The organism is Paenibacillus sp. 1011MAR3C5, assembly GCF_003591485.1.
Taxonomy (GTDB): Bacteria; Bacillota; Bacilli; order Paenibacillales; family Paenibacillaceae; genus Pristimantibacillus.
The window spans coordinates 1044426-1064039 of sequence record NZ_QZCF01000001.1 but is presented as its reverse complement, the minus strand read 5'-3'; the positions used below and the strand labels follow the sequence as shown (position 1 = coordinate 1064039).

Here is a 19614-nt window from a genome sequence, read left to right as displayed (position 1 = left end):
TACGGACGGGATAAGCGCTGAAAGCATCTAAGCGTGAAGCCCCCCTCAAGATGAGATTTCCCAATTAGTAAGACCCCTTGAAGACGACGAGGTTGATAGGTTCGGGGTGGAAGCACAGCAATGTGTGGAGCTGACGAATACTAATCGGTCGAGGGCTTATCCTACTGCTAAGGATGATTCAACAGTTACTTTCGTATCCAGTTTTCAAGGTGCAAAACATCTTGAAATGCATGGTTGTGTCTTTTCTGAAGCGATTCAGGAAGCGTATCCAGCGAAAAACGCCATATTCCCTGATAGCTCAGTTGGTAGAGCACTCGACTGTTAATCGAGTTGTCACAGGTTCGAGTCCTGTTCGGGGAGCCATACAGAGAGGTGTCCGAGTGGTCGAAGGAGCACGATTGGAAATCGTGTATACGTTAATCGCGTATCGAGGGTTCGAATCCCTTCCTCTCTGCCAGTAAGGCCCGTTGGTCAAGGGGTTAAGACACCTCCCTTTCACGGAGGTAACAGGGGTTCGAATCCCCTACGGGTCACCAACTTTTTTTCAAAAAAGACTTGCAATCTTATAGAGAAATATGATAAGATATAAAAGTCGCTCAACATGGAGGATTAGCTCAGCTGGGAGAGCATCTGCCTTACAAGCAGAGGGTCGGCGGTTCGATCCCGTCATCCTCCACCATAATTGCTTTTTAATGACGCGGGGTGGAGCAGCCCGGTAGCTCGTCGGGCTCATAACCCGAAGGCCGCAGGTTCAAATCCTGCCCCCGCAACCAAAATACCATCGGAGATATCCGGGTACATATGATGTGGAGCTGTGGTGTAGAGGCCTAACATGCCTGCCTGTCACGCAGGAGACCGCGGGTTCGAATCCCGTCAGCTCCGCCATTATATCATCATTAGGCTCGGTAGCTCAGTCGGTAGAGCAGAGGACTGAAAATCCTCGTGTCGGCGGTTCGATTCCGTCCCGAGCCACCATTTTTCAATAATTGAATTTGCCGTTGTAGCTCAACTGGTAGAGCAACTGACTTGTAATCAGTAGGTTGGGGGTTCAAGTCCTCTCGACGGCACCACATGGAGGATTAGCGAAGTGGCCAAACGCGGGAGACTGTAAATCTCTTCCTTCGGGTTCGGTGGTTCAAATCCATCATCCTCCACCATTTACCTAGGGGCATAGTTTAAAGGTAGAACAAAGGTCTCCAAAACCTTTGGTGTGGGTTCAATTCCTGCTGCCCCTGCCAATTTCATAAGGTGTTCCATGGCGGTCGTGGCGAAGTGGTTAACGCATCGGTTTGTGGATCCGACATTCGGGGGTTCAATTCCCCTCGATCGCCCCATTATACACCTTAACAGAAACCAAATATATTGTTGGGGATTAGCCAAGCGGTAAGGCAACGGACTTTGACTCCGTCATTCTCAGGTTCGATCCCTGAATCCCCAGCCATTACATGCGGAAGTGGCTCAGCGGTAGAGCATCGCCTTGCCAAGGCGAGGGTCGCGGGTTCGATTCCCGTCTTCCGCTCCATTTTTTTGGCGCCATAGCCAAGTGGTAAGGCAGAGCTCTGCAAAAGCTCTACCCCCAGTTCGAGTCTGGGTGGCGCCTCCACAAAATCATAGTGTGCGGCCTTAGCTCAGCTGGATAGAGCGTTTGACTACGAATCAAAAGGTCAGGAGTTCGAATCTCTTAGGCCGCGCCATTTTATTTTCAAAAACAGCAATCCTATATCTTGTGCCGGTGTGGCGGAATGGCAGACGCGCGCGACTCAAAATCGTGAGGGAAACCGTGGAGGTTCGAGTCCTCTCACCGGCACCACATAATTTAATCAACAGTTCATTAGATCATATGTCTAATGAACTTTTTTGTATTTTGGACACTTGCTCCATTATTTAAGCTAATGGCCCCTTTGACCTCCTCAGCGCATTCATACAACCTCCTGATACCCTCGTTCTGCTTCTCATGGCAAATACCTATCTCCTTTAAATAAGAGGCTATACGACGTTTTATGGCGTTTGAGTAGACAGTTTGGATCAAAGCTGTGATCAAAGCTGTATGGCATGGTGCAATTCCCGTTCGTAGGTCTTATCATATAGCTCTTGCCAAGGATTTTGCGAACAGCAGTCTTCTGAGATCTGTCATGCAAGAATAGATGACGAATGTGTTTACGTAAATGCCTCTAAAAATTCGCATGACGAATCAATATGCGTAAACGTTTTAACAAAGAAAAGGTTATAAAGAGAAGTCTTTAGTTAGTAAATTATAGGTCAGCACCTCTTTTGTTTAGAGGAGTAACTAACAGTTATATTCTAATGAAAGTCGTAAAATATTTCCTATTGCTATTCCACTAGCAATAAAATGTTCGATTTTATGTAAGGAGATATAACATAATTTCAAATAAATCATAAGGTTTATTAAAAAAACGAACAGACACCTAACACAATAGGTTATATATAATGAATGTAAACGTTTTATTTTTAGATTTTTCGAAAAAACCTATTGTAATCTGATTGATCATGAACTACAATAAAATCAGAAATTGCGTAAACGTTTACATTCTAAGAGTGGAAAAGTGAACTAATATCGTTTATTATCAAAGGGAAATATTGAGAAAACGTTATGACATTAAATTAAAGGAAGGGGGGTGGCTAAGACGAACAAGGAAATCACAATCAAGGACGTAGCCAAGCAAGCAAATGTATCCGTAGCTACGGTATCCCGAGTAATGAATGGACGGGATCGCGTAAGTGAAGCCACTCGCAAGAAAATACTCAAAATAATCGAAGAGATGAACTTTGTGCCGAATACGATGGCTGCATCGATGGTCAGTAAAAAAACCAACATGCTATCCGTCGTGGTGCCGGAGATACAGAATCCCTTCTACACCGCAGTCATTGGCGGTATGGTAGAGGTAGCCAAGAAGGAAGGCTTCACCACTCTAGTCGTTGCTACGAATAGCGATGAAGCGGAGGAGGAAGAGTTTTTTGAAAGCTTCCTTGGGAAGAATGTAGATGGGATCATCTTAATCGGTACGCATAGGGATGCAGAGTTTTACCGGAATATTCGCAAGCCTACGATCCTAGTCGACCGTTATATTAACGATTGTGGCCACGACGGAGTCCTAATCGATAACTTCCGCGGTGCTTACGAAGCGACCAAGCACTTCGTAGACTACGGTCATGAACGTATTGCCATTATAGACGGGGCTCATGATTTTAACGACGGCAAGGACCGTTATTGGGGATATCGTCAAGCTATGCATGAAGGCGGCCTGACACCCGATCCTGCCTATCATAAGCAGGGGAATTGGCTGGAAGAGGACGGTTACCGTTTTACGATGGAGCTTATGCAATCCGGGCAGCCGCCGACAGCCATATTTGCGGCTAACAACGTCATCTGCACGGGCGCGATTAAAGCGATACGCGACTTGAATCTCCGAATCGGGGAGGATATATCTTTAATTGGCTTTGATGATAACGAGCTTGCTCAGTTCGTGCAGCCAAGAGTGACCGTGGTGAGCAGACCGACAAGAGATATGGGCATTCAAGCGGCGGAAATGCTCATTCAAAAAATCAAGGGAGAGCCTAAAGAACGGACGAAGCTGAAAAAAATGATATTGGATGTGGAATTGAAGAAATTCGGCTCAGTCAAAAGACTGAAGGAGTAATACTGGGGGGAGAGCCATGGCGAGGATCTTGGTAGTGGGCAGCATGAATATGGATATTGTCACTAAGGTTGAGCGTCACCCGATTCCCGGCGAAACGATACAGGGCAATGAAACCCGTTTCTTTATTGGAGGCAAGGGGGCGAACCAGGCGGTTGCCGCCTCCCGATCGGGAGCTTCGGTCGCTATGGCTGGGGGATTGGGCACGGATTCCTTTGGCGTCGACATACGCAGGGGATTGGGTGAGGATAGGATTGATCTGGATTATGTGGCCGAGAAGCCGTGTATGACAGGTATTGCCTTGATCACAGTAGATGGAGCTGGCGAGAACAACATTATCTTATCTTCAGGCGCTAATGGTATATATGGCGCGGATGAGATCGACAAACTGGACCTTTCTGGTTTCGACGTCATTTTGTTGCAAAATGAAATATCATCTGAAACCAATCAAAGGTTGCTGGATAAAGCGGCGGAGAAGCGCATTCCGGTATTTATGAATCCCGCACCAATTGCCGGGTTTGACCAGAGCCAACTGGGCAAGGTCACTTTCCTCATTCTGAATGAGGTAGAGGCGGAGGCGCTAAGCGGCATCCGCATTGAAGGAAGCAGCCAGGCGCTGGAGGCTGGACAGATATTGCTTCATGACGGCATTCCTCATCTTATTATTACTTTAGGAAGCAAAGGCTCGATCTATATGGACCAATCCGGAAAGCAAATCACATTTCCCTCATTTTCAGTTGATGCAGTGGATACGACAGCGGCCGGAGATACCTTCATCGGAGCGTTCGCAGCTAAATATGTAACGGGGACAGGGCTGCGCGATTGTCTGCGCTACGCAACAGCAGCATCGGCGCTGGCTGTATCTAAACCAGGTGCCCAAAGCTCGATTCCGACAGAGGATCAGGTGCAATCATTTCTTACAATGGAGAACAATAGGACAATAAGACTGCTGTAAAAAAGGTAATATACGGGGTTTCTATTCTGAAAAGGAACACCTGTATTCTCATACTTTTACGATTTAACGCTTAGTCTTGTTAAAGTTATCCAATAAGCAACCCGGTAAGGTGAATAGGAGGTCGAACGATGAGGCATCCGGTATTGAGAATGGAAGGCATTAGCAAGGAGTTTCCAGGGGTCAAAGCGTTATCCGATGTTAGCTTTGAGCTGTATCCGGGCGAGGTTCATGCGCTAATGGGGGAGAATGGAGCAGGTAAATCTACGCTGATGAAAATTTTGTCCGGCGTATATTCACCGACGCAAGGAACGATCAGACTGAAGGGCAATGAAGTGACATTCGGCAACCCGCTTGACGCTCAGCGGCAAGGCGTGTCCATTATCCATCAGGAATTCAATTTGTTCTCTAATTTGACAGCCGCGGAAAATATATTTATCGACCGGCCGGAAATGGTGGGCCGATTCGGACGGATACAATGGTCCAAAATGTATGACGAGGCGCAGCGTTTGGTTGATTCCATTGGGGGAGGTGAAATTGATGTCCGCCAGGAGGTCCGGCATCTAGGGGTCCACAGCCAGCAAGTAATCGAAATTGCAAAAGCGCTGTCTTTTAAAGCGGATGTGCTCATTATGGATGAACCGTCGGCAGCGCTCCCGGAAAACGAAGTGAAAAAAATGTTTGATGTGGTCAACCGGCTCCGGGCGCAAGGTGTAGCTATCGTGTATGTTTCCCACCGCATGAAGGAAATATTTGAAATTGCGGATAAGGTAACGGTGCTGCGAGATGGCGCCAAGATTGATACCCGGGGGATCGAAGAGGTTACCGAACAGAGCTTGATTCAAATGATGGTTGGCAAAGAGGTCGGCCAGCTATATCCGGTTAGGGAGCAGAAGCACGATCAAGAGGTTGTGCTGAAGGTGGAGCAGTTGTCGCTCGATTCCGCGCATAATGTCTCATTTGAGCTGCGAAAGGGAGAGATATTAGGGCTGTTCGGTGTTCCGGGTTCGGGCACGCATACGATTGCCGAGCGATTATTCGGTCTAAGGCGGGGAACGGGTGAGATCACCATTCGCGGCGCAGCAGTGAAAATCAATAGTCCGAGCCAGGCCAAAGCAAAGAAGATTGCTTATGTTCCGCCGGATCGTCACCGTCAAGGCATCATTAAACCGATGTCCATCCGGCAAAATTTATCAATCCCGATGCTGCCCCAGCTTTCAAAGTACACGGTGCTGGACGAGGCGCGAATAAAAGGGATGAGCCAGGAGTATATGGAGAAGTTTCGGATTAAAGCGCCCAGTGACAGACAAAGCGTAGACTTTCTGAGCGGCGGCAATCAGCAAAAGGTCGTGATTGGCAAATGGCTTGCCACGAACCCGGATATTCTGATTCTGGAAGAGCCGACTCGGGGAGTTGATGTCGGAGCGAAGGCGGAAATCTACAACATTATTCATCAACTGGCCGAGGAAGGCTTGAGCATCCTGCTGATATCGTCCGAAATGCCGGAGGTCATTGGACTCAGTGATCGGATCCTGGTGCTGTACAAAGGCATGGTTGTACATGAATTTGCACATGGTGAGGCAGATCAGGAACAATTGCTGCAGCGTGCTTCACATCCGCTCTCAGAAGGAGGCCTTTTATGAAACGCCTGCTAAATGTGCATGAAGCGCCTATTATCTTATTTACCATTCTCGTTACGCTGTTGTTCTCGATCATTTCTCCCGACTTCCTGCAATTCGAAAATATGAGGCTGATTCTGGATCAGAACATCACCATGTTTATCGTGGCAATCGGGATGACTTTGGTCATTCTTCTGGGGGGCATGGATTTATCAGTCGGCTCTGTGCTGGCTGTGACAGCGACTTCTGTCGGATTGTTTCTCAGCAATGGCATTCATCCGTGGATTGCAGCCGCTATGGGGATATGCATCGGGGTTCTATGCGGCATGGTCAATGGCTATTTCATCGCGGTAAGGAAGATACCGGACATCATCGTCACGTTGGCCACCATGTACATCTTCCGGGGCATTGCGGTTGGCATCAGCGGAGGAACCTGGATGACGAATTTTCCGGAAGGATTTCGATTCTTCGGACAAGGGTATTTGCTCGGCATTTCCTTTCCGCTGCTCATAGCCGTCATTCTCATTGCGATCTTCATCTATTTAATGAAATTCACCCGCATGGGCCGAAGAATTTACGCCATTGGAGGGAACGGTCCGGCAGCCAAGCTTGCGGGAATCAGCGTCGCCCGGACCAAGTTTAAGGTTTATGTATTAACCGGCTTGCTGGTCGGGATCGCTTCGGTTATTTTTGCAGCCAAGGTAGGGAGTGTACAAGCCTCGACAGCAGGCAGCAGTTTGGCGTTTGAAGTCATGGCAGCCGTTCTTATCGGCGGGGGAAGCATATTTGGCGGCGTCGGTACGATAGCCGGAACGATGCTGGGCGTGCTCTTTATGGGCATTGTCAAAAACGGGCTCATTATATCCAAGGTTTCTCCGTTCTGGGTTAGTGCTGCAACTGGTTTTCTGATTATTCTGGCAATTGTCATTAATACGCTGCAACGCATAAGGCAAAACAAAGGGAAAGAGGGGGATTTGGTATGAATGCATGGACAAGCCGGTTCCCGCTTAAGGGAAATAAGCTAATCGTTCAAATGCTGCTGCTGCTCGTCATTATCGTGCTGTTCAGCTTCTTGTCTCCCTATTTCCTGACCGTCACCAACTTTATGAATGTGCTGAACCAGATGGTTGAAGTAGGGCTGATCGCCATTCCGATGACCATGATTATCATATCCGGTGCGATGGATCTTTCGGTCGGCTCCATTCTCGCTTTCTCTGCTGTAAGCATGGGAGTTGCCTTTGAGCGGGGCCTCGATATATGGATCAGCGTGATCATTGGGCTGCTGGCTGGCTTGCTGTGCGGGGCGGTTAACGGCTATCTGATCGCAAGGCACCGCATGCAGGCGATTGTCGTCACCATTGGCATGCTCGTGATGCTGCGGGGTCTGGTCTATGTGATCAATCAGGGCAGACCCATTAGCGGCTTTCCGGATGCATTCTACTTTATGGGCCAGCAGTATGTCGGCGGCATTCCGGTTAATGCGATTTTCCTTGTGGTGATGTTCCTTCTGGCCAGCTTTGTCATGAAGAAAACAAGATTCAGCACGTATGTGTACGGCATTGGCAACAATGAAGAGGTTGTCCGCTACTCCGGCATCTCGGTCGTACGCATCCGGTTTATCCTCTTTATGCTTAGCGGATTGTTTTCGGCCTTGGCGGGTATATTTCTGGTGTCGCGTCTGGCAAGCGCAGAGGCGACATCGGGTACCAATATAGAGCTGGATGTGATTACAGCGACTCTGATAGGCGGCACACATATTTTTGGAGGGAGGGGGAGTCTTTCAGGCACGTTTGTCGGACTGCTGATCATCGTGTTTTTGCGTAATGGATTGAATCTATTAGGTGTATCCGTGCTTTATCAGGCAGTTATATTAGGGGCATTGCTTCTGCTTGCTGTAGGAAACAAAAAATTCAATGGAGAGTGAAACCTATGAAAAAGCTGGCATTGACGTTACTGACGGGTGTATTGGCTTTGAATTTGGCAGCATGCGGAAGTACAGGCGGGAACCAAACGGATAACGGAGGCAAAACGAATCAGGGAGCTTCGGGATCCAGAACTTACTTTATGAATCCCAAGTCCATCGGTCCTGCTTATTGGGCGGCGGCTGAGAAAGGCGCGAAGAAAGCGGAAGCGGATTTGAATGTAAAGGTTCTGTTCAATGCACCGACAGAAGCGGATTCCTCCAAGCAAATTAATATGATTCAGGATATGCTGACCCGGAAAGTAAGCGGCATCGGTGTATCGCCCAATGATGCGAAAGCGGTAGGCCCTGTGTTCAAGAAAGCGGCAGGCCAAGGCGTCAACATTGTGACCTGGGACAGTGACGCGCCGGACACAGACCGCCAATATTATGTCGCTCCTGCTACAGACCAAGAAATCGGGGAGCTTCTGGCCAAAACGATCGGAGAGGAAATCGGCGGCAAAGGACAGGTAGCGTTCATGGTAGCCGGTCTTGGCTCACAAAACCAGATTGCCAAATCCAATGCGGCTAAAGCTTATTTTGCAGCCAATTATCCGGATATTGAGGTCGTAACGACCGTTGCGAGCGATGACGATCAACAGAAGGCGTATGCCAATGCGCAAAACCTGCTTCAAACCTACCCTGATCTGAGGGGCATTATCGGATTTGCAGGCGGCGAACCGCCAGCTGCCGCGGAAGTCGTGGAGCAGGCTGTAAAGGCAGGCACTTTGGAGAAAAACCAAGTGGCCATTACAGGCATTGCCGTGCCGAGCGTCGTAAAAAATTACATCAAGAACGGCACGATCAAAACAGATATTATTTGGGATCCGGGCAAGCTGGCTTACGTAACGGTCTATATCCTGGATCAACTGGCCCAAGGCAAGGAAATCAAGGACGGCATGGAGATTCCGACAGTAGGGACTGTGAAGGTAGACGGGCAAAGTGTATTTATTGGCACGCTTGAAGTCACGAACGATAATGTGGACAGCTTTGATTTCTAATATAACCCCCTGATAGGAGGCGGCTTTATGGAGTATAAGGTGCAGATAGAGGATTTGTCGGAAGAGGCTTTTGCGCCCTATGGCAAAGTAGTGGATATCCCGGCGATTGAACCTTCCAAATCCGGGGACGGGTGGGATTGCTGGAGCTATGTTCAAATGCTGGACGTATGGGAGCCCATCGGATTTGGCCTTGTGATCACCAAGCGACGCGAATTTGTCGTCACGGCTATGGAGAGGCATGTCAGCCGGGAGGAGATGCTGCTTACCTTTGATCGTGAGATTGTACAGCCTGTAGCTATATGCAGCGACATTGACGATCCGGATGAAAGCCCTGATCCATCCACCGTCAAGTGCTTCCGAATCAAGCCCGGTCAAGCTATCGTCATCAACCGGGGGGTCTGGCATAGCCCGGCCTACCCGGCATCGGACGACGCGCGCTATTTGTTCGGCATTGAGAAGAAGAAGGATAAATTCGGCGATGAGATGATCAATCCGTGGGTTGATTTTGTGGGCGGCAGCACCGTTCGATTCGAATAAGCGAGCAGGCACGGCCCCTGATACGCTTGCTTACAGCAGCAGCGGATTCATGCTGTATCAGGAGAGTGCTTCCCAAAAGGAGAGAGAGAGAGATGAACCAAGAACAGAGAGTGATGGAATGGATCGAGAATCATCAAGATGAAATTATTCAATTTTTACAGCAGCTCATTCAAATTCCTAGCGTCAATCCCTGGTTCTTTGAGGAACCGGCGCCATCCAAAGAGAAGGACCTTCAACAATTTCTTGCCGGTAAGCTGGAGAAGCTGGGTGCGGACATCGAGATTTGGGAGCCCGTCGCTGATGAGCTGAAGCAATATGAAGGCATGGCGGGCTATTATCCGGGAAGAGATTTTACAGGCAGACCCAATCTGGCGGCTACGTTTGGCAAAGGAACGGAAGGCAAGTCACTGCTCTTGTTTGGTCATATTGACGTCGTCATGGCAGGCTCAAAATGGACGGTCGATCCCTTCGAGGGCAAAGTGATCGACGGGAAGATGTACGGCCGCGGCACCGTTGATATGAAGGGCGGAGTCGCCGCCATGATTATGGCCGTCGAAGCGATTCTTCGCAGCGGGTTTAAGCTTAAGGGGCCGGTTGTCGTCGGCACGGTCGTCGATGAGGAAGCGGGAGGCATGGGGGCGCTTGATTTCATCCACCATGGCTATCGAGCGGATGCTTGCATTTTGACGGAGCCGACCTCGCTAACGATCGCTCCGCTTTGCCGGGGGATCCTATGGGGCAAAATCAAAATTCAAGGCCGCAGCGGACATATTGAGATGCCGCAAGCGGATTGGCAGGACGGCGGCGCGGTGGATGCAATTAAGAAAGCAAGATTTATTCTGGAGCATTTGGACCGCTTGAATGAGCAGTGGGCTGCCAGCAAGACTCATCCCTACTTGGCCATCCCTTGTCAGGTGCATGTCGCGCAATTAAACGCTGGGGAATATCCGACCTCCTTCGCGAATGAGGCAGAAATCGTATTCAACGCGCAATACTTGCCATCGGAGCGTGACGAGAAGCTCGTAGGCGGCAACGTTAAGAAGGAATTAACGGACTTTCTGCGCGAGGTATCGGAATCAGATCCTTGGCTGCGGGAGCATATGCCGGAAATCGAATGGCTGGTGGATGCCGATTGTGCGGAAACGGATGTGGCTCATCCCTTTGTTCAGACCTGTGTACAATCCTTGAAGGCTATTGGAGAGGAAGGGAAGATTGAAGGCCTGGGCTTCCATACCGATATGGGCTGGCCGGTGAATGTCGGCATTCCGACTGTTAACTTTGGTCCTGGGGACCCAAGCCTTGCCCATCATAGCGACGAATTTACACCTGTGGATGAAGTCATTCAGGCGGTCAAGATGATTGCCAAGACGATTGTGGACTGGTGTGAAATCGAGGAAGCCTAAACTTGGACCAAGACGGCCATTCAGGCCTGGTGATATAAAAATACGGAGGTGCTTGAACGGATGAAAATCTTATTTGTTGGCGAATCCTGGGTAGTGCATATGATTCATACGAAAGGCTATGACAGCTTTACCTCGACCAAGTACGAGGAGGGAGCAACCTATCTGCTGTCCTGTCTGCGTCAGGAGGGAGTTGACGTCACCTATATGCCTGCGCATGAAGTGCAGGTGCGCTTTCCTCAATCGTTGGAAGAGCTCAAAGCCTATGATGCAATTGTGATAAGCGACGTAGGGGCCAACACATTCCAGCTCCAAAATCCAACCTTCTATCAAATGCAAATTATTCCGGATGCCCTTGAGCTAATCAAGCAATATGTCGCAGAAGGAGGCGGCCTGCTGATGGTTGGCGGTTACCTGACCTTCATGGGGATCGAAGGAAAAGCCAATTACAGAAATACGATATTGGCCGATGTGCTGCCGGTTGTCATGATGGATAAGGATGACCGGGTGGAGATGCCAAGCGGCTTCTCGCCAGTCGTATCTCAGCCGCATTCACTGGTGAACGATTTGGGAGAATGGCCAAGGCTGCTGGGTTATAATAAATTGTCCGCCAAGCCGGGGGCGGAGGAACTGCTAAGCCATGGAGGCGATGCCATTCTGACGGTTGGAACCTACGGCGAAGGAAAGACGGCGGCGTTTGCAAGCGATTGTTCGCCGCACTGGGGATCATTGGAGTTTATGAACTGGGAGCATTATTCGGCTTTTTGGTCCAAGCTTATCAAGTATCTGAAATAATGGAGCAATAAATATTCGTGTACGCCAAAACAGGCGCCTGCTGGCTCGATGCCAGCAGGCGCTATTTTCATGTATATGGTTCATGATCAAGAAGAGAGGGACTAAAAATGAATTGACAATATACCATAGGGGGCTATACTATATAAATGTCCGTAAGTGAAATTTTTGGAACCACTTTGATCTCGCTTTTGACGGCCGTCGGAGCAAAATGGTATCCCAAATTATTAGGGCGATTATCGGTAGTATCACCCGCCCTCTCCTCGGGGGCGGGAAACGGACTGAACAGGCTTTTAAAAAAGATACTGTATAAGGAGAGTATACTTATGATGAATAAAGCTCTTTCTCAACCCGATCCAAGGCGTTGGAAAGCACTGGTTTTGTTATGCCTTGCAAATTTTATGGTTATTATGGACACCTCGATTATTGGGGTTGCGCTGCCAGCAATAAAAGAAGCTCTAGGATATTCACAGGCTAATTTGCAATGGGTATTTAATGCATATGTCATTTTCTTTGGCGGTTTGTTGTTACTCGGTGGTCGTATGTCCGATCTGTTTGGGCAGCGGCGCATGTTCATGTGGGGATTTGCGATCCTAACGTTAGCCTCTTTGCTTGCGGGCATGGCTTGGAACGAGGAGTCGCTTAACATCGGGCGTGCAATGCAAGGATTCGGTTCCGCCTTAATTGCCCCTTCAGCATTAACCATAGTCATGTTGTTGTTTGGTAGTAACCCCAAAGAGTTAGGTAAAGCATTAGGGTTTTGGGGCGCTTCGGCTGCTGCCGGCGGATCGGCTGGTGTATTTCTAGGAGGTGTCATAACCGAGTGGTTAAGCTGGGAATGGACATTTCTGATTAACATACCAGTCGGCATCCTCGCCATGCTTGTAGCCCCTGCAGTTTTATCGAAAGGGGAACGAAGAAAAGGAAGCATCGATGTTATCGGCTCTATCTTCGTAACAGCAGCATTGGTATTGGTGGTCTATGGCATTGTTACTGCAGAACACAATGGATGGGGTGCACCGACCACCTTATGGACACTAATTTCGGGGGCCGTATTGTTTATCCTGTTCTTGATCATTCAGGCCGTAAAGAAAGAACCGCTTGTTCCGCTCGGGATCTTTAAGACGCGAAACTTGGCTGCAGGTAATATCGCACTCATTATGCTGTCCGCCGGATGGATTCCGTTATGGTTTTTCCTTAATCTCTATATGCAGCAAGTATTGAAGTTTTCTGCTTTAGCAGGTGGGTTCGGTTTGTTACCTATGACCATACTCACTGCTATCTGTATGATGTTCATTTCCGGCAAATTGATCGGAAAGTTTGGCGTGAAAGCCAATTTGGTCATCGGATTGATAGCCCTTGGAGGATCGTTATTACTTTTCGCAACAAACACGCCGGTTAATGGTCATTTCGCAATACATGTACTTCCAGCCGCACTGCTAGGCGCACTCGGTATGTCGCTTGCTTATATTCCGGCTACCATGGCTGCCATGTCGGGAGCCAAGCCAGAAGAGGCAGGGCTCGCATCCGGCCTTGCCAATACAAGCTATCAGATCGGCTCAGCGATAAGTCTGGCCATCATGGCTGCGATTGCTGCAGCAAGTACAGCTTCCGCTACCCATGCTGGTGCTGATCCGGTTACTGCATTGAACGAAGGATTCCAGCAAGCGTTCCTGTGGTCAGGGATCCTCGCTTTCGCAGGTGCTATCCTGGCCATTCTGTTTATCCGCTCTCCTAAGCCGGGGGAAACAAGCGGGCCTGCAGCTATGTAACGAAAATATTCACTCCAGCCGAATTGGATTTGGCTGGAGCTTGCTATATCATCAATGGATCTTTCAGTATATTACAGATTCATAAAGCCTTTTTATAGAGGTAAGGGGTAGGTTGTAATGACTTTTTGAGTAGGAGGGTATAGTATAATCATTTGTAAAGGAGGCGACTCAATTGAACGTAGATACAGAAATGCTTGAACGTGAAGGCGAAATTGATTCGAATTGCTGCTCGACTGATGGAGAAGCAAGAAAAAGTCATCATTCGGATAAAGTAAAAAACAGTTTAATAAGCCGATTGAATCGGATCGAGGGGCAAGTACGCGGCATTAAAGGGCTAATTGAAAAAGATACGTATTGTGATGACGTACTGAACCAAATCTCCTCAGTACAATCGGCTTTGAATGGGGTCGGAAAGCTCTTGCTGGAGCATCATCTCAAAAGCTGCGTCATCGAGCGGATCCAAGAAGGGGACTCCGAGGTGTTAACAGAGCTTATGGTAACCATGAACAAATTAATAAAATAAGGTCGGGCAGCGCAGCTGCTTTTTCTTTACTCCGTTGTATAGGGTAGAGGGGTACTGTGATTTTATATTGACTATATATAGGGTGGAGGGGTATACTACTTCAAGGAAGTGGATGAGAAAGAAATACTCTCTATCCAGACGAGATTGAATCGAATGGAAGGACAGGTTCGCGGAGTACAGAGGTATATGGAACGGGATGCATGTTCGCTAAGTTTGAACGAAGGAGAGGAAGAATTGTGGGGGAAACAGTCAAAATTGCCATAAGCCCAGTGATTCAACTTGGCGGCAGCTTGTTCACGCCAAACCAACTTGTACAAATCGGCAAAATCTTAGGAACAGATGCCAAAGTGGAAATGACCACCTTCAAACAGCTTTATGCAGAAGTGCCGATCGAACAAAGGGAAGCAATCAAGGAAGAGCTTGAGCGTAATGGTCTTGAAGTGAATCCTGCGGGGTTTGTAACCAAAAGCCTAATTGCGTGCAATTTCTGTAAAGGTGCCGAAGAAGCGGGGCTTGAGACGGCAACAACCTTGAATAAAGCAATAGCTGGCATCGAAACACCTACACCGCTAAAAATCGGCTATGCCGGTTGTGCATTAGGTACCAGCGAACCGCTGATTAAGGACATCAGCGTTATCAAAATGCGTGATAAGTTTGATATTTATGTTGGCGGTGAACCAAAGGGGCTTAAAACCTCCTTCGCCAAATTACTTCGTTCAGGAATCACGGAAGACCAGCTTATTCCCGCTGTGACGGCCATCATTGATTTTTATAAGGGGCATGCAAAAGGCAAGGAAAAGTTCAGCAAATTCGTAAATCGGATCTCGCTTGAGCAGCTGCAACGGATCGCAGATTAAGTAATCCGATGAGAGGAGGTGAAAGCAATGACAGAGGCAACCGTTCAAGTACAAGGTATGACTTGCCGTTCTTGTGTTCCTAGAATCGAAAGTGCGATCAATGAAATCGGGGCTGAAGGCCGCGTGAATGTGGAGCAAGGCACGGTAGAAGTTCGGTTTGACGAAGAAAAAGTACAGATTTCCGATATTGAGGAAGTCATACGTAAAAAGGGCTATAACGTTCTGGTGTGACAGTTGCAATGACTATAATCTTGCCAAACGCTATTATATAGAAAAGTTTATATGTGGTTTAAAGAGCAAACCCGGTCGAAGCTCGACCGGGTTTGCCAAATGATACAGAGCTTCACTGTTAAATAATAATCCAGAATAGCGACCGTCTTGCCAATCAATCGTGATCAATGCTTAAGGAGAGTTATAGATGGCCAAATATACATGGGTGGAAAAGGAAACTTGCATTGCATGCGGCGCATGCGGGGCTGCGGCGCCCGATATTTTCGACTACGACGATGAGGGTTTGGCTCACGTTATCTTCGAGGGAGACGATAATCGCGGGATCTCTTTGATCGATAAGATGTTGTGGGAAGAGCTGCAAGATGCGCAAGATGGCTGCCCGACAGATTCAATCAAGATTTCTGACCAGCCATTCACCTAACGTCAAGAAAAGAATCGCTTCGGAGGTATAAGAATGTACGATAAGATCATCACGAACTCGGACGTAGCCATTATCGGCGGCGGTCCTTCCGGCATGTTCGCCGCATACTACGGCGGCATGAGAAAGATGTCGGTTACTCTAATAGAGAGTATGCCGCAGCTCGGCGGCCAGCTCTCCGCTTTGTATCCAGAGAAGTACATCTATGACGTGGCCGGCTTCCCTAGAGTGAAAGCCCAGGAGCTCGTCGACCATTTAAAGAAGCAGATGGAGCTGTTCCTAACCGACGTCAGGCTTGAGGAGAAGGTACTCGCTGTACGCAAGCTCGGCGAACGATCGTTTGAGATCATCACAGATCGCGCTGTTCACCAATCGAGAGCCGTCATCATAACTGCAGGTGTCGGAGCCTTTGAGCCTCGCAGACTAGAACTGCCGGAAGCGGCGCGTTTCGAGAATTCGAATCTTCATTACTTCATCCGTGATCTGGAGCGATTCCGCGGCAAGAAAGTGCTCATTAGCGGAGGCGGTGATTCCGCGCTGGATTGGTCGCTGATGCTTGAGCCGATCGCGGAGCGGGTGACACTTGTTCATCGCCGCGATAAATTCCGGGCTCATGAGCATAGCGTCGAAATGCTGATACAATCCAAAGTCAACATCGTCGTGCCGACCGAGATTACAGCGCTTCACGGAGAGGAACGCATCGAACGGGTTGAGCTGACCGACTTGAAGACCCAAGCGACGATGCTGGTCGATGTCGACGAGGTTATCGTCAATTTTGGTTTCATCAACTCCCTGGGACCGATCAGAGAGTGGGGACTTGTCGTCGAAGGCGGTTCGCTCGTTGTCGATACGAAGATGGAGACGAACATTTCGGGCATCTTCGCGGCCGGAGATATCACAACTTATCCGGGCAAGCTGAAGCTGATCGCCGTCGGCTTTGGGGAAGCACCGACCGCCGTCAATAACGCGAAAGTATACATCGATCCGGAAGCCAAGCTGTCACCCGGACATAGCAGCAATATGAAGCTGTAAGCCAAGAGGGTATGATGCCCTCGAACAGGGCAGTTCGAATACGGCTCCGAAGAAAGGTACAGAGCTAGAGCTATAAGATAGGTATTGACTTAGTATAGGGTAGAGGGGTATTCTATAATCAGAACGAAGGAGATGAAGGGAAATGAAAAACATCACACTTCAAGTTGAAGGTATGAGCTGCCAGCATTGTGTTCATTCCATAGAAGGTGCGCTTTTAGAAATTGGGGCCAAAGGAAAGGTTGATCTTAAGAACAATTCGGTGGATGTGTCGTTCGATGAAAATCAACTAACAATAGAGATTATTAAGGAAACTATAGAAGATCAGGGATACGACGTGATGTAAGGTCAATGGATAATGAGGGAGTGAATCAATGTGGAATCAACAGCCGCTCAGAATAAGCAATCCACTTTGCAAATTACGGGTATGACTTGCGCGGCTTGCGCAAATCGAATTGAGAAAGGCCTCAATAAAATGGAGGGGGTCTCATCAGCTAACGTCAACTTTGCTTTGGAGAAAGCGAATGTAACGTTCGATCCGGCAAAAGTCGATCGAAAGAATCTAGAGGAAACCATTAAAAAGCTTGGATACGGCACCGTCACGGAGGTTGCGCAGTTTAACCTCGAGGGCATGACATGTGCTGCTTGTGCCAGCAAAATCGAAAAGGGACTAAGCAAGCTGCCCGGCGTTACAAATGCGACGGTAAACTTCGCGATGGAAACGGCTCGCGTGGAGTATTCATCAGGCGATGTCTCGGTCGAGGATATGCAAAACAAGGTCAAAAAGCTTGGCTATAAAGCCATGATCAAGCAGGAGAATCAAAAGGCAGGCGACCATCGCCTGAATGAAATACGCCGGCAGAAACGGAAATTGGTCATTTCGGCGATTTTTTCCTTACCGCTGTTATGGACGATGGTGGCTCACTTTTCGTTCACCTCATGGATGTACATGCCGGATTTCCTGATGAATCCTTGGGTCCAACTCATTTTGGCCACCCCGGTGCAATTTTATATTGGTGCACAGTTTTATGTAGGCGCCTATAAGGCGCTGCGCAATCGCAGTGCGAATATGGACGTTCTGATTGCCCTTGGAACCTCGGCTGCTTATTTCTACAGCCTGTACTTGACCCTCGATTGGTTCGCGATGGGCGACAGCATGCATCATGGACCTTCCTTGTACTACGAGACAAGTGCGGTTCTGATTACGCTCGTCATTCTGGGGAAACTTTTTGAAGCAAACGCGAAAGGCCGGACCTCCGAAGCGATCAAATCCTTGATGGGGCTGCAAGCGAAAACGGCTTTGGTCATTCGCGATGGCCAAGAGCTGACCATTGCGGTTGATGAAGTTATCGTAGGCGATGTCGTTCTTGTCCGACCGGGGGATAAGCTGCCGGTGGATGGGGAAGTGCTTGAAGGCGTATCGTCGGTAGATGAATCCATGCTGACGGGCGAAAGTCTCCCTGTGGAGAAGAAAGCCGGAGATGCGGTCATTGGGGCCACGATCAATAAAAACGGTATTCTTCGAATTAAAGCAACAAAAGTCGGCAAGGAAACGGCGCTTGCGCAAATTATTAAAGTTGTAGAAGAAGCGCAAGGCTCCAAAGCGCCAATTCAACGGGTTGCGGATGTCATCTCGGGCATATTTGTTCCCATTGTGGTTGGCATCGCTGTGGTTGCTTTCCTGGTGTGGTATTTCCTCGTCACACCCGGTGATTTCGCAGGAGCTTTGGAGAAAGCAATTGCCATTCTCGTCATTGCCTGCCCATGTGCGCTTGGATTGGCAACCCCGACATCGATCATGGCGGGATCGGGACGAGCGGCTGAACTCGGTATTTTGTTCAAGGGCGGAGAACATCTGGAGCAGACCCACAAGATCAATGCGATCATTCTCGACAAAACCGGTACAGTAACAAAAGGCAAGCCGGAATTGACAGATGTAGTTGCTGAAGGCAATGAGTCGGAATTCCTCAGACTGGTCGGCGCGGCTGAGAAAAATTCGGAGCATCCGCTTGCGGAGGCAATCGTGGCAGGCATCCAGGAAAGAAATATCGAGCTGCCGAGAACAGAATCGTTCGAGGCCATTCCGGGATTTGGAATAAAGGCTGTTGTAGAAGGGAAGCAGCTGCTGATAGGTACGCGCCGCTTGATGGAAAAGTATGAAGTTAACGCGAAGGCAGCGTACGAACCGATGTCTCGCTTGGAAGAGTCAGGAAAAACTGCGATGCTGGTTGCGATTGATGATCGGTATGCAGGTATGGTTGCTGTGGCGGATACGATTAAGGAAACGTCGAAAGCGGCAGTGAGCCGTCTGAAAGAGATGGGAATTCAGGTCATCATGATCACAGGCGACAATGAGCGGACGGCTAAGGCGATCGCTGCTCAAGTGGGTATTGACCATGTACGCGCTGAGGTGCTGCCTGAAGGAAAAGCGGAAGAAGTGAAAAAACTGCAAGCCCAGGGCAAAAAAGTAGCGATGGTCGGAGACGGTATCAACGATGCGCCGGCCCTTGCGACGGCAGACGTTGGTATGGCAATCGGTACAGGGACAGATGTCGCCATGGAAGCTGCGGATGTCACCCTTATGCGCGGCGATCTGTCCAGCATTCCTGAAGCGATATACATGAGCCGCAAGACCATGAGAAATATTAAGCAAAACCTGGTCTGGGCGCTTGGTTATAATACGCTAGGGATTCCGATTGCTGCGATTGGTTTGTTAGCACCGTGGGTTGCCGGTGCAGCGATGGCATTGAGTTCGGTTTCTGTTGTTCTTAACGCGCTTCGGCTTCAGCGTGTAAAGGTTCGAAACTAAAAGTGGTCAATTTCAGCACCAAGGGAAGTCCAATACTGTACCCTTCATAGTTGATACT

General features: G+C 48.9%; 18 protein-coding genes, 16 tRNA genes and 1 rRNA gene. All 35 read left to right on the top strand.

Annotated features, from left to right (window positions below):
• Window positions 1-164 (top strand): 23S ribosomal RNA (locus D3P07_RS04885); the annotation flags it as partial.
• 123 nt (window positions 165-287) lie between these two features.
• Window positions 288-363, top strand: a tRNA-Asn gene (locus D3P07_RS04880).
• Window positions 364-366: 3 nt separating this feature from the next.
• Window positions 367-457, top strand: a tRNA-Ser gene (locus D3P07_RS04875).
• 4 nt (window positions 458-461) lie between these two features.
• Window positions 462-536, top strand: a tRNA-Glu gene (locus D3P07_RS04870).
• Window positions 537-603: 67 nt separating this feature from the next.
• A tRNA-Val gene (locus D3P07_RS04865) sits at window positions 604-679 on the top strand.
• Window positions 680-696: 17 nt separating this feature from the next.
• Window positions 697-773: transfer RNA gene (locus tag D3P07_RS04860), tRNA-Met, on the top strand.
• Between the two features lie 35 nt (window positions 774-808).
• Window positions 809-885: transfer RNA gene (locus tag D3P07_RS04855), tRNA-Asp, on the top strand.
• Window positions 886-899: 14 nt separating this feature from the next.
• Window positions 900-975: transfer RNA gene (locus D3P07_RS04850), tRNA-Phe, on the top strand.
• 19 nt (window positions 976-994) lie between these two features.
• Window positions 995-1070 (top strand) — tRNA-Thr (locus D3P07_RS04845).
• Window positions 1071-1073: 3 nt separating this feature from the next.
• Window positions 1074-1157 (top strand) — tRNA-Tyr (locus tag D3P07_RS04840).
• A gap of 7 nt (window positions 1158-1164) precedes the next feature.
• Window positions 1165-1238: transfer RNA gene (locus D3P07_RS04835), tRNA-Trp, on the top strand.
• A 20-nt stretch (window positions 1239-1258) separates the two neighbouring features.
• Window positions 1259-1334 (top strand) — tRNA-His (locus D3P07_RS04830).
• 32 nt (window positions 1335-1366) lie between these two features.
• Window positions 1367-1441 (top strand) — tRNA-Gln (locus D3P07_RS04825).
• Between the two features lie 6 nt (window positions 1442-1447).
• Window positions 1448-1522: transfer RNA gene (locus tag D3P07_RS04820), tRNA-Gly, on the top strand.
• A gap of 7 nt (window positions 1523-1529) precedes the next feature.
• Window positions 1530-1603 (top strand) — tRNA-Cys (locus tag D3P07_RS04815).
• A gap of 14 nt (window positions 1604-1617) precedes the next feature.
• A tRNA-Arg gene (locus D3P07_RS04810) sits at window positions 1618-1694 on the top strand.
• A gap of 34 nt (window positions 1695-1728) precedes the next feature.
• A tRNA-Leu gene (locus tag D3P07_RS04805) sits at window positions 1729-1810 on the top strand.
• A gap of 826 nt (window positions 1811-2636) precedes the next feature.
• Window positions 2637-3659 carry a LacI family DNA-binding transcriptional regulator gene (locus D3P07_RS04800; protein ID WP_119798911.1) on the top strand — a complete coding sequence of 341 codons (1023 nt, stop codon included), beginning with the start codon at window positions 2637-2639 and terminating at the stop codon, window positions 3657-3659.
• A 16-nt stretch (window positions 3660-3675) separates the two neighbouring features.
• A complete protein-coding gene (rbsK, locus tag D3P07_RS04795; protein WP_119798910.1) occupies window positions 3676-4611 on the top strand; it encodes a ribokinase in 936 nt (311 codons plus the stop codon).
• Between the two features lie 128 nt (window positions 4612-4739).
• Window positions 4740-6251 (top strand): sugar ABC transporter ATP-binding protein, encoded by a 1512-nt coding sequence (locus D3P07_RS04790; protein ID WP_119798909.1) that lies wholly within the window; start codon window positions 4740-4742, stop codon window positions 6249-6251.
• The gene (locus tag D3P07_RS04785; protein WP_119798908.1) at window positions 6248-7210 is read left to right on the top strand and encodes an ABC transporter permease; all 963 of its coding nucleotides are present in this window, start codon (window positions 6248-6250) and stop codon (window positions 7208-7210) included. The genes D3P07_RS04790 and D3P07_RS04785 overlap by 4 nt, the downstream gene beginning before the upstream one ends.
• Window positions 7207-8151: an ABC transporter permease gene (locus D3P07_RS04780; protein ID WP_119798907.1), complete on the top strand. Its 945-nt coding sequence runs from the start codon at window positions 7207-7209 to the stop codon at window positions 8149-8151. Before D3P07_RS04785 ends, D3P07_RS04780 begins: the two co-directional genes overlap by 4 nt.
• Before the next feature lie 5 nt (window positions 8152-8156).
• Window positions 8157-9188 (top strand): autoinducer 2 ABC transporter substrate-binding protein, encoded by a 1032-nt coding sequence (locus D3P07_RS04775; protein ID WP_119798906.1) that lies wholly within the window; start codon window positions 8157-8159, stop codon window positions 9186-9188.
• Window positions 9189-9215: 27 nt separating this feature from the next.
• Window positions 9216-9725 (top strand): ureidoglycolate lyase, encoded by a 510-nt coding sequence (locus tag D3P07_RS04770; RefSeq protein WP_119798905.1) that lies wholly within the window; start codon window positions 9216-9218, stop codon window positions 9723-9725.
• 92 nt (window positions 9726-9817) lie between these two features.
• Window positions 9818-11128, top strand: a complete 1311-nt coding sequence (locus D3P07_RS04765) for an ArgE/DapE family deacylase (RefSeq protein WP_119798904.1) — start codon at window positions 9818-9820, stop codon at window positions 11126-11128.
• A gap of 60 nt (window positions 11129-11188) precedes the next feature.
• A complete protein-coding gene (locus tag D3P07_RS04760; protein ID WP_119798903.1) occupies window positions 11189-11920 on the top strand; it encodes a glutamine amidotransferase in 732 nt (243 codons plus the stop codon).
• Window positions 11921-12243: 323 nt separating this feature from the next.
• On the top strand, window positions 12244-13689 hold the full coding sequence (locus D3P07_RS04755; protein ID WP_259391341.1) for an MFS transporter: 1446 nt from the start codon (window positions 12244-12246) through the stop codon (window positions 13687-13689).
• Between the two features lie 190 nt (window positions 13690-13879).
• Window positions 13880-14212 (top strand): metal-sensitive transcriptional regulator, encoded by a 333-nt coding sequence (locus D3P07_RS04750; protein WP_119798999.1) that lies wholly within the window; start codon window positions 13880-13882, stop codon window positions 14210-14212.
• A 108-nt stretch (window positions 14213-14320) separates the two neighbouring features.
• Window positions 14321-14476 (top strand): metal-sensing transcriptional repressor, encoded by a 156-nt coding sequence (locus tag D3P07_RS27850; protein ID WP_119798902.1) that lies wholly within the window; start codon window positions 14321-14323, stop codon window positions 14474-14476.
• Window positions 14449-15069, top strand: coding sequence for an NAD(P)/FAD-dependent oxidoreductase (locus D3P07_RS04740; protein WP_182914179.1), 621 nt, complete (start codon window positions 14449-14451; stop codon window positions 15067-15069). The genes D3P07_RS27850 and D3P07_RS04740 overlap by 28 nt, the downstream gene beginning before the upstream one ends.
• A gap of 27 nt (window positions 15070-15096) precedes the next feature.
• Window positions 15097-15300, top strand: a complete 204-nt coding sequence (locus D3P07_RS04735) for a heavy-metal-associated domain-containing protein (protein ID WP_119798900.1) — start codon at window positions 15097-15099, stop codon at window positions 15298-15300.
• A gap of 187 nt (window positions 15301-15487) precedes the next feature.
• Entirely contained in the window at window positions 15488-15721 is a 234-nt protein-coding gene (locus tag D3P07_RS04730; RefSeq protein WP_119798899.1) for a ferredoxin, read from the top strand.
• 33 nt (window positions 15722-15754) lie between these two features.
• Window positions 15755-16750, top strand: coding sequence for an NAD(P)/FAD-dependent oxidoreductase (locus tag D3P07_RS04725; RefSeq protein WP_119798898.1), 996 nt, complete (start codon window positions 15755-15757; stop codon window positions 16748-16750).
• Window positions 16751-16892: 142 nt separating this feature from the next.
• Entirely contained in the window at window positions 16893-17093 is a 201-nt protein-coding gene (locus D3P07_RS04720) for a copper ion binding protein (protein WP_119798897.1), read from the top strand.
• A gap of 30 nt (window positions 17094-17123) precedes the next feature.
• Window positions 17124-19556 (top strand): heavy metal translocating P-type ATPase, encoded by a 2433-nt coding sequence (locus D3P07_RS04715; RefSeq protein ID WP_259391340.1) that lies wholly within the window; start codon window positions 17124-17126, stop codon window positions 19554-19556.
• The last annotated feature ends 58 nt before the right edge of the window (window positions 19557-19614 follow it).